Raw genomic sequence first — 13,500 nt, forward strand, 5'->3', positions numbered from 1 at the left:
TACAAAATGTCAATTTATTGTAAAGAGAAAGCCGCCGCCCGTGAGGGCGGCGGCTTTCATGTGCTTTGTGTCTATAAGCCGAATTCTGTCCTTCGCTTGCGCGAATGGATAGTTATTTATCTGGGCCGCACATTGCTGTGTGGCTCAAGCGGCACTCGCCAATTTTGCCCACCACAGGTGGCGCAAAATTGAGCGTCCTGAGATTCGCCCTAATTAAGGCGAGCGAAGGGTCTTGACCCCTCGATTACTCGGGACGCTCAATTTTTCAGCTGCCTATGGCAGGAAAAATTGGCGCACGGCCTTGCACCCAGGTAAGGATTTTGTCGTTGCACTTCTCGTATTACTACGGAACTCGCCCCGACGTAAATCGGGGCGCTCCAAGGCTTTCGCGTCGGAGCGTCTCTGTTCGCACCTCTATCCTTGCGCCTGCCCGACTGAACGAGTCAGTCGTTCGGGCGGGGACGGCGGGCGTTACCTCCCGATGCCTTTCGGATCGGGATCCCGAATCCGCAAAGCGGACATCGGGACGCTACCATTCTCCCACGCACCTCGCTTCCACTCGGTGCGGAGTTCATCAAGTTGAAAGTTTCAAGTTTATAAAGTGAAGAGGAATTCTTACTTTAAAACTTTATAACTTTATGAACTTGTAACTGCATCGAACGAAAGTGAGATGCGCGGGGAGTGTTCGGACTTTCCTCGCCAATTTTGCCCACTAGAGATCGTTTTTCATAAACTCTGATTTTACAAAATTGGGCTGCCCTTCGATTTGCATAGGAGAGCAAATCTCAGGACGCTCAATTTTGCAACCACCTCCGGTGGGCAAAATTGGCGCAACTATCCAACACAAAGCTCGAAAATTATACCACATCAAATGATTAAATCAATAGGGGATAGCTACCTTAAAAATTCACCAGAGTTTGTTAACAGCGCCATTGATATTGAGGTCTCAGTTTACTATAATTAGAAGGAACAATTTATTCGCCATAATTATTAAATTCCTATGCAGAATGAAGCTATTGATACAGAAGAAAAAGAAATTGAGTCTTCAAAATCCTCGTATGGATTTTTGGAAAAAATTTCTTTCTCGCTAGTGTTTATCCTGCCACTCCTCGTTCCTCTATTTTTTATGTCGACTAATGTTCTTCCGTTTCAGTTTGCCAAGATGCTGGTATTTTCAATTGTAATTGCCGTCGCGTTTGTATGTTGGATTCTTTCCAGATTAAAAGATGGTACATTTATTTTTCCAGCAAATCTCATTACTCTTGGAGCTGCCTTAGTCCTCTTGGTGTCAACCATTTCCGCTTTTTTTTCAGGTTCAATTGGTTGGTCATTGGCTGGCCAGTCATTTGAACTCGGCACTGTTGCATCGCTTGCAGTTTTGTTTCTGCTCTTCCTGTTAGTCTCAATTTATCTTCGGAAAAAAGAGAATATTTTTTATGCCTATTCACTTTTTCTCGGATCGTTTCTCGTTATTGCTGTTTTTGAACTTTTGAGATTAATTTTTGGACCAAGTTTCTTGTCGTTCGGAGTATTTAATGATGTCATTACAAGCACCCTTGGTAAGTGGAATGATCTCGGTATCTTTTTTGGAACCGCCTCAGTCCTAGCACTCATCACCCTCGAACTCATCTCTCTCAGCAAGATTTTCAGAGTATTTGCCTATATCGTGCTGACTAGTTCACTCTTCTTTTTGGCGGTTATCAACCTCAATGTCGTCTGGTACATTTTGGCGGTCTTCAGTCTTAGTTTCTTGGTGTATGTTATTTCATTTGAGAAAAAGGAAGGTGGCTCGATTTTGGCGGACACTTCTGAAAAAACTTCAAAAGTTAAAAGAATACCAAACGCTTCTCTGGTTGTTTTGATCATCTCTCTAGTGTTCATTGGCGACTCCTTGCTTACACGGGTTGATCCGGCCACAGGAGTTTCGCATACATTCATTAGCGAAAAAATTTCAAACTTCTTCAACATCAGTCAGTTTGAGGTTCGACCATCGTGGGCCGCTACCTATTCAGTTTCAAAAAGCGCTCTCGCGGTCAATCCATTGCTTGGCTCCGGTCCCAACAAATTTTCAAAAGATTGGGCAAGCTTTAAACCTGACGGCATCAATTCATCAATTTTCTGGAATACCGATTTTGATTATGCTGTAGGTCTTGTGCCAACCATGATGATTTCCACCGGAATCCTCGGCAGTATTTCTTGGCTCTTGTTTTTTGGAGTATTTCTCTACTGGGGTTTTCGCGCTCTTTTTTCTACGAGTAGTAACAAGATATCTCGCTACCTCTCCGTATCTTCCTTCTTAGTGTCTTTGTTTTTGTGGATTATCAACATCTTTTATGTTCCAGGCCTCTCGATCGTGGCGCTCACGTTTTTCTTTACCGGACTTTTCGTTTCTTCCCTCTATCAGAGCGGATTAATGAAGCCGAAGGTTTTGTCATTCACTGAAGATCCAAAGAAAGGTTTCATTTCTGTTCTTCTTCTTATCATTCTTTTGGTTTGCACTATTACATTCTCGTACGCTCTTCTTGAAAAGACTATTGCAACTCTTAATTATCAAAAAAGTATTGTTGCCTTTAACTCTCAAGGAGATCTCGATAAGGCGGAAGTCTATCTACAAAAGGCAGCATCAGTCGACGGCTTGGCGCTCTACTATAGAACCCTTGCTCAAATTGATATTGCTCGAATGTCTACCTTGCTTTCTCAGGATGTTAGTGCTGTTTCGACTGATGTTTTGCAGACAAAGTTTCAGGGGTATTTGACTAACGCTTTGAACAACGCTCAACAAGCGATCAAGATTGATCCAAGCGATTATCAAAACATCATCACACTTGGAAAAGTCTACGAAACGGTTGTTCCGCTGAAAATTGCTGGAGCTTATGAAAATGCTCAGGCCGCATACAAGCAAGCGCTCGTGCTTAATCCAAAAAATCCTTCGATCAATTTGTTCTTGGCTCAATTGGAAGTTGTTCATGCCAATAATAAAGGAGCAAAGGATTACATCGCCGAAGCTCTTAAGCAAAAAAATAATTACACCGAAGCTATTTTCCTACTTGCTCAAATCCAAGTTTCCGAAGGTGATATAAAAAATGCCATCACTTCAGTACAAGCCGCATCATATCTTTCACCGAGTGATAGTGGGTTACTCTTCCAGTTAGGATTTTTACGCTACAACGTCAAGGATTACGCAGGAGCAGCCACAGCTCTTGAACAGGCGATTGCAATCAATTCCAATTACGCCAACGCTCAGTACTTCTTGGGCTTGAGTTACTATCATTTGGACAAAGTCCCGGAAGCCATCGCTCAGTTTAAAGCCTTGAAGATTACTAACCCTGATAACAAAGAGATCGATCTGATTCTTAAAAATCTCAGCGCCGGAAAAGATCCCTTTGCCAACGCCACGCCACCGATAGACAGTAAGCCTGAAAAACGATCGACACTTCCAGTCACTGAAAAAGCTCCGGCTGACGAAGCAGCTAACTAGCTATTATGGTCAAGAGAGTGCTCAATATGTTACATCGTGAGATAAGCGGACTCCATGAGGCCGCTTATCTTTTAGGCGTAGCCGCAATCGCATCGCAATTACTTGCCCTTCTGCGAGATCGAATTTTTGCCTACACTTTTGGAGCCAGTCGCACACTCGATATTTATTACGCCGCATTTCGCATTCCCGATCTTATTTTTGTTTCTATTGCTTCTGTGGTTTCGATTTCAATTCTCCTGCCGTTCTTTATAGAAAAGTTTAAGGAAGGGGAGGCGACAGGCAAGCGATTTGTTGACGCCAGCTTTTCGATTTTTTTTGCTGCCATTGTAGTCATTAGTTTTTTGGCTTACATTTGTATTCCATTTTTGACGCCATTTGCTTTCCCAGGGTTTTATAGCCCAGTGGTAAAAGCCCAACTTGTGATGTTGGCTCGCATTATGTTACTTTCCCCGATCCTCCTTGGTATCTCAAATTTTCTGGCCAGTATTACCCAGATGTACAATCGTTTTTTTATTTACGCGCTGAGTCCACTTCTTTATAATCTTGGTATTATCATTGGCGCGCTTTTTTTCTATCCTCTCTTTGGTATATCGGGTTTGGCCTTCGGAGTGGTGCTTGGAGCTGGACTCCATTGTCTTGTGCAAGTACCTTTTATTTTGGAACGAAAACTTTTTCCTAGATTACGCCTGCCACTTGAATGGCGAACAGTGCGAAAGTTGGTTATTCTTTCCTTACCGAGGACGTTGGCGCTCTCCGCCAACCAGATTGCCACCTTTTTTCTAGTGAGCATGGCGTCTCTCATGAGTGTTGGTTCCATCGCCGTTTTTAATTTTTCCTGGAACTTGCAATCGGTGCCGCTTTCAATCGTTGGTGCCAGTTACGCCTCCGCCGCTTTTCCCGCGCTTTCTCGCTATATTTCACAGGGATTGCGCGATACTTTTTTGGAACAGATGATTATTTCCACGCGCCATATTCTTTTTTGGTCAATTCCAATGATGGCGCTGTTTGTGGTTCTTCGCGCGCAAATCGTCCGTACCATTCTCGGCGCAGGAAACTTTAGCTGGTCTGACACGCGACTGACCGCCGCATGTCTGGCAATTTTTATTCTTTCAGTTGTCCCTCAAAGTCTATTGCTTCTTTTTGTTCGTGGATATTATGCATTAGGAAAAACCAAGAAGCCTTTGATAATTAATGTGGTCACTTCAGTTTTTTTAATTTTTTTGGGATATATTTTTATTTACCTTTTCAAGACCTTCGACACATTCAGGTTTTTTCTTGAAAATTTATTTAAGGTCGACAGTTTGCCTGGCAGTATTGTGTTGGTGCTTCCTTTGGCCTACTCTGTGGGTACAACGATCAATGCGCTCGTGCACTGGATCGCTTTCCAGCGAGAATTTCCAAGTTTTACGCGACCGGTATTCAAAACACTTTTCGCCAGTTTTTCCTCATCGGTTATCATGGGGTACGTCGCGTATTTATTTCTCGATATCTTCGACAATATTTTCAATATCAATACTGTTCTTGGTGTATTTCTTCAAGGCTTTTGTTCGGGGGTTCTTGGTATTGCCGCGGGTATTTTAGTTTTGGTTCTTATGAAAAATCAAGAAATTCGAGAAATATGGAAGGCCTTCCATCATAGAATTTGGAAAACTAAAGTTATTGGTGCGGATCCAGTGGACGCTCTGTTATAGTATTAAAAAAGAGCGAAGAAAACTTCGCTCTTACTCGCATTTGTCCGCGCGCCTTACTAAATGGTTGAGCATGCGATGACCTGTCGGCGCAGATCCTCAAGTGTCGGGTAGAACGGACAAAGTGCCTCCGCTGCTTGATTTTCGCGCTCGCCCAAAAGTCCTAGGAGTAAATGTTCCGTCCCGGCGAAAGATGCGCCGAGTCGGTCAGCCTCCTGTTTTGCAAAGCTTAAAATTCTATAGACCCGCGGTGTCAGCGGTATATCGTGGTCAGAATTTAACTTTTCTGAAAAGAGAGACTCACTCAAGGCTGACTCAATTTTGCTCACAACGGTTTGAGTTATTCCTGAAGAGGCTAACACTCTGGCAGCAGTGGACTCTGGGCCAAGCTTGATAATCCCAAGTAGGATATGCCCGCCACCAACAAAGTTGTGCCCGAGCCGACGAGCCTCCTTTGAAGCGTTTGCAATAGCCTGTTGGGCACGCGGTGTAAAGTCCCGGTTCTCGATGTTTTTCATGTTTCTTCTTTTCTAACGTTTCTGTATTCTGTGTACATTTTTACACTACGGTTCAATTTCTGTCAAAATTTTAAGTTGGTGATTAGGCCTTATTTCTGCTAGTATAACGTTCATGGACCTAAAAAATATCCGAAATTTTTCAATTATCGCTCACATTGACCACGGTAAAAGTACCTTGGCTGATCGGCTTTTGGAATTGACGGGTACTATCGAAAAACGAAAAATGCAGGATCAGGTGCTCGACTCGATGGAACTTGAACGAGAGCGGGGGATTACAATCAAAATGACCCCCGTTAGAATGGGTTACAAACAGCAGTCAACCGATTACACACTTAATCTTATCGACACTCCCGGCCATATTGATTTTTCCTATGAAGTTTCTCGTGCACTCCGCGCGGTTGAAGGTGCAATCCTGCTTATTGACGCAACGCAGGGAATTCAAGCGCAGACTCTTTCGGTACTCAACATGGCGCGTGAGGCTGGGCTTGTGATTATCCCCGCGGTTAATAAAGTGGATTCGCCACTCGCTAGAACTGCTGAAATAAAATCGGAGGTGGCCAAACTGCTCGAGTGTGATGAAAGTGATGTGCTTGAAGTTTCCGGACGAACCGGCCAGGGTGTGCCAAAACTCTTGGAAGAAATTGTTCGTCGGATTCCACCACCGCATGAAGAAATTGCGAACAGTGGCAGTTTCCGCGGATTGATTTTTGATTTTCAATATTCCAACCACACAGGGGTGATTGTCTACCTGAGAATTTTTGATGGTACGGCGCGCAAAGGCGAAAAATTAATTTTTAAAATTGCGGGTAAGGAATTTACGCCGATTGAAGTGGGTGTTTTTGCGCCGGCTCCAACTGCCGCGGAGAGTTTAAACGCGGGCGAGATCGGCTATATTGTCACTGGCATCAAAGAACCCGGGATTGCGTCGGTTGGAGATACGGTGACCGTTTTGAACAAACCACTTCCCGAGCTTGCCGGCTACATGAGTCCGAGACCTGTGGTATGGGCGTCAATTTATCCAGAAAGTCAGGACGATTTTAATTTGCTCAGACAAGCTCTTGGGCGATTACGTCTTTCTGATTCCTCATTTACCCACGAAGAAGAGTCTTCAGGTCTTTTGGGTCGAGGTTTTAGGTGTGGATTTTTGGGAATGCTTCATCTGGAAATTATTACTGAACGCCTTCGTCGCGAATTTCCACTTAAACTTATTGTGACCACACCAAGCATTACTTACGAAGTAATTGATACACGAGGGAAACGTTTGGTTGTTCATTCGCCAACACTTTTACCCGAGTATGGTGAGATTGATAAAATTTTTGAACCATGGGTGGTAATCAAAATCATTACCCCTTCGGATTTTCTTGGCCCGATTATGCAATTGCTTTTTAAGCATGAAGCGATTGTGGGCGAGTCAGAAACTTTTGGTGACAATCGCTCCTCCGTCACGCTTGAAATGCCGTTGCGAGAACTGATGAGAAATTTCTTCGATGAGTTGAAAAGTGTTTCTTCAGGATTTGCTTCTCTTTCCTACAAGATTGGTGATATTCGAGAGGCGGATGTGGTGAAGCTAGATTTGTTGGTGGCAGATGAAGTGGTGCCGGCCTTTTCTCGCGTGGTATCGAGAAAACGCGCGGAGGAAGAAGCGGAAGCGGCGGTTGAAAAATTGTACGGCATTTTACCGCACCAAATGTTTGTCACCAAAATTCAGGGAAGAGCTTTGGGTAGGATTATGTCATCGCGCACAATTTCTGCTATGAAGAAAGATGTCACCCAGCATATGTACGGAGGCGACATTACTCGAAAAATGAAACTTCGCGAAAAACAGAAAAAAGGCAAAAAGAAAATGCTCGAACGGGGTCGAGGCAACGTCAACATTCCTCAGGAGGTGTTTATCAAGATGATGCGAAGCGAGTAAACCATCCATACGAAAATACGAAAAAAGAAGATGGTATACGAAATCATACAAAAAACTCAGTAGTCCTTGAGGTTTTTGTATGATTTCGTATTTTCGTACCCAATTCGTAATTTCGTATTGACCTAACTATACAGTCCAGGTAAATAGAGAAGCACCATACTTAAAATAATAAGGATACAGAGTATGCTCCAAATGATCTGGATTTTTTTCTGGTGTTTTTTGTTGAATAGCATGATAGTAGTAGATTAGTAATTAGTAAATTGGTCGGTAGATAAAGATAAGATCACTCTATCTTATTATTTTTATACCGATTTTGCAACAAAAACGAGAGCTAGGCGGTTACTCGGGTCTACCAACTACCAACTATTTACTATATACTATTTTAATGCGCGAATTTGAACACAAAAGGAAATTCCGTAAAATATTGTCATCGCCAATACTTTTGGTTCCGCTTGCCCTGATCGCTTTTTTTTCAGCTCGCGCAACATGGAATATTTACCTTAAGGATCGAGATTCTGTGGTCGAGTTGCAAACGTCTCAAGAACGTTTAGCTAAACTTGAGGGTCGTCAGGCCGAGCTTTCAGTGGCGACTGCAAAACTTTCAAGCGAGTCTGGCATTGAGGGTGAAATTCGAGATCGGTATCAAATGGCTAGGCAAGGGGAGAAAGAGGTGGTAATCGTAGAAAATCCATCGAGTAATCAGGCTACGCTTATTGTTAAAAAAGGTTTTTTCCAAAAAATTATTGATTTTTTTATGAAGAGATAACATAACTATGTTTTGCGGATATGGTTTAGTGGTAGAATGCGTACCCCGTCATTCGACGGGGTAAACTTCCCAAGCAAGAGGCGCGGAGTTTCAAGTCATCTTATGACTTGACCCTGTCGGAGAGGCGTATCTTCTTGAAAGCGATGCTCGACGTCGAGAGCGGTATCTTAAAACAACAGAAGGAAAGAGATTTCTGAAACAACAAATAAGAGATTATTTAATTCAAGCGGGTATAGTATAGTGGCAATATGCGTGCTTCCCAAGCATGAGACGCGAGTTCAATTCTCGCTACCCGCACACGTATAAAACATCGACAGATGTTTTATACGTGTGCGGGAATTGAAGCCCGATTGAGCATTTTTTCTAGTTTCTGAACGTAGAAAAAATCCAATCGCGGGTACTGAAACTGTAAGTTTCGATTCTCCCTATCCGCACAATTACATTATAAAATTTAAATGCTAAAAATTTCTTGCATCATTCCGGCCTATAATGAAGAGAAAAATATCACACGTGTTCTTCGGATTCTGGTCCCACTTATCGGCACGGTGATTCACGAAGTGATCGTTGTCGATGATATGTCAGGTGACAATACGAAAGAAATTGTTAAAAATTTTTCGACAGTCCGACTGGTGGAGCATCTAGTCAACGAAGGAAAAAGTAAAACTGTCTCTGATGGCATACAAAAATCAACTGGCGATTATATTTTGCTACTTGATGCGGACTTGCTGTACCTCAATCAAGGCAACATCACTGATCTCATTACACCCATCAGTAACAACAGAGCCGACGTTACTATCAGTTTCAGAAAAAATGCCTGGCCACTTTTTCCTTTTAAGGATATTGATTATTTATCTGGCGAGAGAATTTTTCCTAAAAAACACGCGGCATCTTTTTTGGATGAGATGGCGCAATTGCCGGGCTATGGACTTGAGGTGTTTTTAAATAAAAATGTCATCATTCGCAATCAATTGCGTCTGGCGGTCGTGCAATGGCCAAATGTTGAAAACCAGCCTCATTATCGTAAAAAAGGTATACTTAAAGGCGCGCGTGTGATTGCCAAAATTTGGTGGAATGTGCTTCGTACTGCCTCAATCATTGAAATATTTAAACAAAATATTAGTATGCGGAAACTTCTTGTAAAATAATATGAAATTAAGTTTTGTTATACCTGCGTACAATGAGGAATCTTTAATTCGCCCGTGTCTCGAGTCTGTCTTACTGCAAACAGAATATCTTTTGGGTGAAGTTGAAATTATTGTTGTAAATAATGCGAGTACCGATAAAACGAAGGAGATCGCGCTCTCTTTTAAGCGGGTGGTGGTGGTTGACGAAGGGAAGAAAGGCTTAGTTAATGCCCGGCAGGCTGGTTTTTTGGCATCTACAGGGGATTTAATCGCTAACATTGATGCTGACACACGATTAACACCCGGTTGGGTGAACAAAGTTTTAAAGGAGTTTTCTAAAAGCGAAAGGTTGGTCGCTCTCAGCGGCCCATATATTTATTATGATTTATCAAGGGCGTACAATCTTTTAGTGCGCACATTTTATTATTTAGGATATATTAGTCATGTTATAAATCACAAGATTTTTCATATTGGAGCAATGCTCCAAGGTGGTAATTTTATTTTACGCCGCAGGGCTTTAGAGAAAATCGGAGGGTTTGATACCAGAATTATTTTTTATGGAGAGGATACGGATATTGCCAGACGAATTCAGAAAGTGGGGGAGGTAAAATTCGATTTTGCATTACCAATCTATTCTTCCGGAAGGCGTCTAAAAAAAGAGGGGATGCTTAGGAGTGCATGGCACTATTCAATCAATTATTTTTGGATCACTATTTTTAAAAAACCTTTTACAGAAAATTATAACGACATTCGATCGAAGGCGGTAAAGCCAAAGAATTGAACTCGAATAACGTTATTGAACGGTAGGTTGCTATCAGTTATAATTATTTGATGGGAAAACCCTCCTTATCAAAAATTGAAATCGATCAGATTGTTGACTTAAGAAAAAATGGTCACACACTCTCGGAAATTCAAGCTGTTGTTAAACGTGCTTACGGGACTGTGTTTAAATACATGAAGAACGTCTCTGTTTTACCTGAAAAAGAAGAATTTTGGAAAGTGAGACGTGGAGGTAGCAAGTTTCGTTCATTAAGTGAATGGCAAGAAGCGAAGGTAAAAGCTAAGAATTTGATTTTTCCAATTGGAAAAAAAGAGAGGCTTATTATTCTTGCCTGTTTGTACTGGGGAGAGGGCAATAAATCCGAACTCAATTTAATCAATAGTGATCCAGATTTGATCAGGTTGTTCGTTAGTTGTTTAAGGGATATTGGAGTTACTAAGGATCAACTCAAGGTATCAATTAGAATTTATGATGATGTCAATAAAAAGGAGGCGATAAGATTTTGGGCTGGTGTCGTGGGAATTTCTCCTGATGAGATTTTGTCTGTTAATGTTTTGTTTGGTAAAAAGAAAGGAAAACTAAAGTACGGTATGTGTCGTGTGCGCGTCCAAAAGGGTAAATTATATTTCAAATTGATAATGAGTATGATAGCCTTGATGAAAGAGAATTTATTGCTGCCGTAGTTCAATGGATAGAACAAGACACTCCTAACGTCTAGATGCAGGTTCGATTCCTGCCGGTGGCACCAAAATAAAAAATAAAAACGCGCATATGGTGCGCGTTTTGGGCTTTTGAAAAAATCAATTAATTGAAGAACGTGTGACTTACAGAAAGGAGGAGGATTAAAAGTGCATCCACACCTACCCCAGACAGAGCACCAAAGAAACAAGCCTCAAGGATATTCCACCAATCCCGTTCAATTTTCCACTCCACTTCTCCGTTTCCGAGATATACAGATTCAAGGATACGGGGACGTATAAGATTGTCCGTAAGTCTCATACGGTAACTCTCGCCGGCTTCGTAGGCATGCAGAATAATTTTGCCGTGGATTGAGGCATGGCGGATATGTTTTTGCCCAATGCTGATGAGATGGAACTCGTTGACCAAAGCATCCTTGTAGGTCTCAGGCGGCATCTCCACGTGATATCCGTCTGCCGGCAAGCTCTTATCAAACTCGCGAGAATCTGTAAATATTTGGCAATGTGCAGGCAGCCAAAATTTTCCCCGAATAATACCCTTGCCGCCGACGGTGAAGCTGTACCAACCTAGCCCACCCGAAAAGATTAAGGGGAGGGCAACAAATACCCAAAAGGCGATGAGCCAAGCTCTTTCTAATTTCTTCATAACAGGTTCCTTTTTGAAACGATCAAGCGATTGATGCGGTGTGTATCTGTCGTAAAACTAGCACCATTGTCTATGCATGTAAACAGGGAAGGGACCTTCTTTGTTACAGCAATTTCCCTTTTTGAGAAGTTTTGCTATACTTTCGAAGTGACGCCAGAAGAAAAAAAGCTTTTAGAGCGGGTAGCTGTATTAAGCGAAGAGAATAACCAAATTCTCAGGGGAATTCGACGGAGTAATCGCTGGGGCACAGCGATTAAGATCTTTTACTGGGTAGTCATTTTGGCGATATCATTTGGAACATATATTTATATTCAACCGTACGTTCAAGGGGTATTTAATGCCTACAAAAACGTCAGCGGAAAGGTTGAAAAGGTTTCTACGGTTGGAGATCAGATTTCCTCTGTGGAGAATTTTTTCAAAAGTTTTTCTAACTAGTTTTAATTTTTTAGTGATGCTTGGGTAGCTCAGTTGGTAGAGCATTCCCCTGAAGAGGGAAGGGTCACCAGTTCGAATCTGGTCCCAAGCACAAATGAGCGGAGCGAATTGGCTTGGGAAGCACGAGAATAATTTCTCGTGAGTCCAGATTCGAACGCCGGAACGATGCCGAGCCAGCAGGCGAGGCCGTGAGGCGGTGGCCAGAAAAATTTTTTTGGCGAAAAAAATTTATTCGCGGCCGAATCTGTTCCTATTTTCTCACCAGAAGAAACTGGCGAGCTGGTGGGCAGACCGGGGTGAGTGACGACGAACCTTGAGTCGCGCCCGAATCTGTCCCGCCCAAGTAGTATTTCCTTGATTGTTCAGCTACAATTCATCAAGACCCCAGTGTCTGGAAAGGAGGTGTTCTTACTCAGTTTTATATTATGATTAAATTAAATAAAGCGTAAAAAGCCCCGCGGGCGGTCGACATGGGTTAATTCCCAGAGTCTTCTTCGGGATTGCGTTCACGCCTTAAATGAATTAAGTAGATGTCATGCCTGTTGCTTACTGCTTTGGCTCTTTGGCGTTAGGAATATGCTGTTGTACCCTACCGAAGGATGCTATGCCACGCTACCTTTGAGGATTAACGCTCCTCGTAAAAAAGGCAAACAATAGAGAAGGAAACTTCTGGGCTTTCGAGTCAGCCCCAGGTGAAGGGAGCATATCTGCATCCCAACTCGAATCGAAGGGACGGCAAGACAAGTCTTGCCGTCCCTATACATTTTAAAATAGTTTCGCCTGATCCGGTTTTCCGGATTTTTTAATAGCAGAGGAAGAAGTTTCATTTTTGGCGGCGGCCGTTCCGGCCGCCGCATCTATGCTCACCTCGTTTCCAAGCAGCGAAGGCAATTTCTTAAAATCAGCTTTCAAGTCGTCCATAACCCCTGCTGCTCGAAGCGCTGCCGCAGGATGAAAAAGCGGATAAATTTTTTTATTTTCAACCTCAAATATTTTACCGTGATCTCGTGTGATTTTAGCCAACGGCAAAAAATAATTCATCGAAAATCGTCCGAGTGTGGCGATTACTTTCGGATTGATAATTTCGATTTGTTTGGCCAAAAACGGCTTGTACGCCTCGATTTCCTCGGGAAGCGGGTCACGATTTTCTGGAGGCCGCCTTTTCACAATATTGGTGATATAGACGTCGGATCGCTTCCACTTGATACTTCCCAACATGTCATCGAGAAGCTTGCCTGAGCGCCCCACAAAGGGCCTTTTAAGCTGGTCCTCAGTAAATCCCGGAGCTTCGCCGATAAACATTACCTGGCAATCAATGTTGCCTTCGCCAAATACCAGATTGGCAGTTTTTTTCAACAGCAAATCAGCAATGACTAATTCTTTTTCCAGCTCCTGCAGTCTCTGTTTTTTATCCATAAAGCTTGAAGCTATCAGCTTACAGCTTTAAGCTT

At 42.7% G+C, this 13,500-nt stretch carries 11 protein-coding genes and 3 tRNA genes; 11 read left to right on the plus strand and 3 right to left on the minus strand.

Annotated features, from left to right (window positions below):
• Positions 1-1,000: 1,000 nt before the first annotated feature.
• Positions 1,001-3,478 (plus strand): tetratricopeptide repeat protein, encoded by a 2,478-nt coding sequence (locus tag V4467_03720; protein MES2088072.1) that lies wholly within the window; start codon positions 1,001-1,003, stop codon positions 3,476-3,478.
• Between the two features lie 26 nt (positions 3,479-3,504).
• Positions 3,505-5,169 (plus strand): lipid II flippase MurJ, encoded by a 1,665-nt coding sequence (locus tag V4467_03725; protein ID MES2088073.1) that lies wholly within the window; start codon positions 3,505-3,507, stop codon positions 5,167-5,169.
• Between the two features lie 56 nt (positions 5,170-5,225).
• On the opposite strand, the gene V4467_03730 is transcribed toward V4467_03725, so the two are convergent.
• Entirely contained in the window at positions 5,226-5,684 is a 459-nt protein-coding gene (locus V4467_03730; protein MES2088074.1) for a Clp protease N-terminal domain-containing protein, read from the minus strand.
• A gap of 112 nt (positions 5,685-5,796) precedes the next feature.
• Between V4467_03730 and lepA the strand changes: the two genes are divergently transcribed.
• From lepA to V4467_03765, 7 genes are all read left to right on the plus strand, one after another.
• On the plus strand, positions 5,797-7,599 hold the full coding sequence (gene lepA, locus V4467_03735) for a translation elongation factor 4 (GenBank protein MES2088075.1): 1,803 nt from the start codon (positions 5,797-5,799) through the stop codon (positions 7,597-7,599).
• 424 nt (positions 7,600-8,023) lie between these two features.
• The gene (locus tag V4467_03740) at positions 8,024-8,365 is read left to right on the plus strand and encodes a hypothetical protein (GenBank protein MES2088076.1); all 342 of its coding nucleotides are present in this window, start codon (positions 8,024-8,026) and stop codon (positions 8,363-8,365) included.
• 226 nt (positions 8,366-8,591) lie between these two features.
• Positions 8,592-8,662 (plus strand) — tRNA-Gly (locus V4467_03745).
• A 158-nt stretch (positions 8,663-8,820) separates the two neighbouring features.
• On the plus strand, positions 8,821-9,510 hold the full coding sequence (locus V4467_03750; protein ID MES2088077.1) for a glycosyltransferase: 690 nt from the start codon (positions 8,821-8,823) through the stop codon (positions 9,508-9,510).
• A 1-nt stretch (position 9,511) separates the two neighbouring features.
• A complete protein-coding gene (locus tag V4467_03755) occupies positions 9,512-10,270 on the plus strand; it encodes a glycosyltransferase family 2 protein (protein ID MES2088078.1) in 759 nt (252 codons plus the stop codon).
• A gap of 50 nt (positions 10,271-10,320) precedes the next feature.
• Complete coding sequence (locus tag V4467_03760; GenBank protein MES2088079.1) at positions 10,321-10,953, plus strand: hypothetical protein; 633 nt, start codon at positions 10,321-10,323, stop codon at positions 10,951-10,953.
• Positions 10,944-11,018 (plus strand) — tRNA-Arg (locus V4467_03765). Before V4467_03760 ends, V4467_03765 begins: the two co-directional genes overlap by 10 nt.
• A 56-nt stretch (positions 11,019-11,074) precedes the next feature.
• On the opposite strand, the gene V4467_03770 is transcribed toward V4467_03765, so the two are convergent.
• On the minus strand, positions 11,075-11,614 hold the full coding sequence (locus V4467_03770; GenBank protein ID MES2088080.1) for a hypothetical protein: 540 nt from the start codon (positions 11,612-11,614) through the stop codon (positions 11,075-11,077).
• 147 nt (positions 11,615-11,761) lie between these two features.
• On the opposite strand from V4467_03770, the gene V4467_03775 reads away from it, so the two are divergent.
• Both V4467_03775 and V4467_03780 read left to right on the plus strand, forming a co-directional pair.
• On the plus strand, positions 11,762-12,049 hold the full coding sequence (locus tag V4467_03775; GenBank protein ID MES2088081.1) for a hypothetical protein: 288 nt from the start codon (positions 11,762-11,764) through the stop codon (positions 12,047-12,049).
• A gap of 18 nt (positions 12,050-12,067) precedes the next feature.
• Positions 12,068-12,140: transfer RNA gene (locus V4467_03780), tRNA-Phe, on the plus strand.
• Between the two features lie 674 nt (positions 12,141-12,814).
• On the opposite strand, the gene V4467_03785 is transcribed toward V4467_03780, so the two are convergent.
• A complete protein-coding gene (locus tag V4467_03785) occupies positions 12,815-13,465 on the minus strand; it encodes a uracil-DNA glycosylase (protein MES2088082.1) in 651 nt (216 codons plus the stop codon).
• Positions 13,466-13,500: the final 35 nt, after the last annotated feature.

It is taken from the genome of Patescibacteria group bacterium, assembly GCA_040390045.1.
In the GTDB taxonomy this organism is placed as follows: Bacteria; Patescibacteriota; Minisyncoccia; order Phycocordibacterales; family SIBU01; genus SIBU01.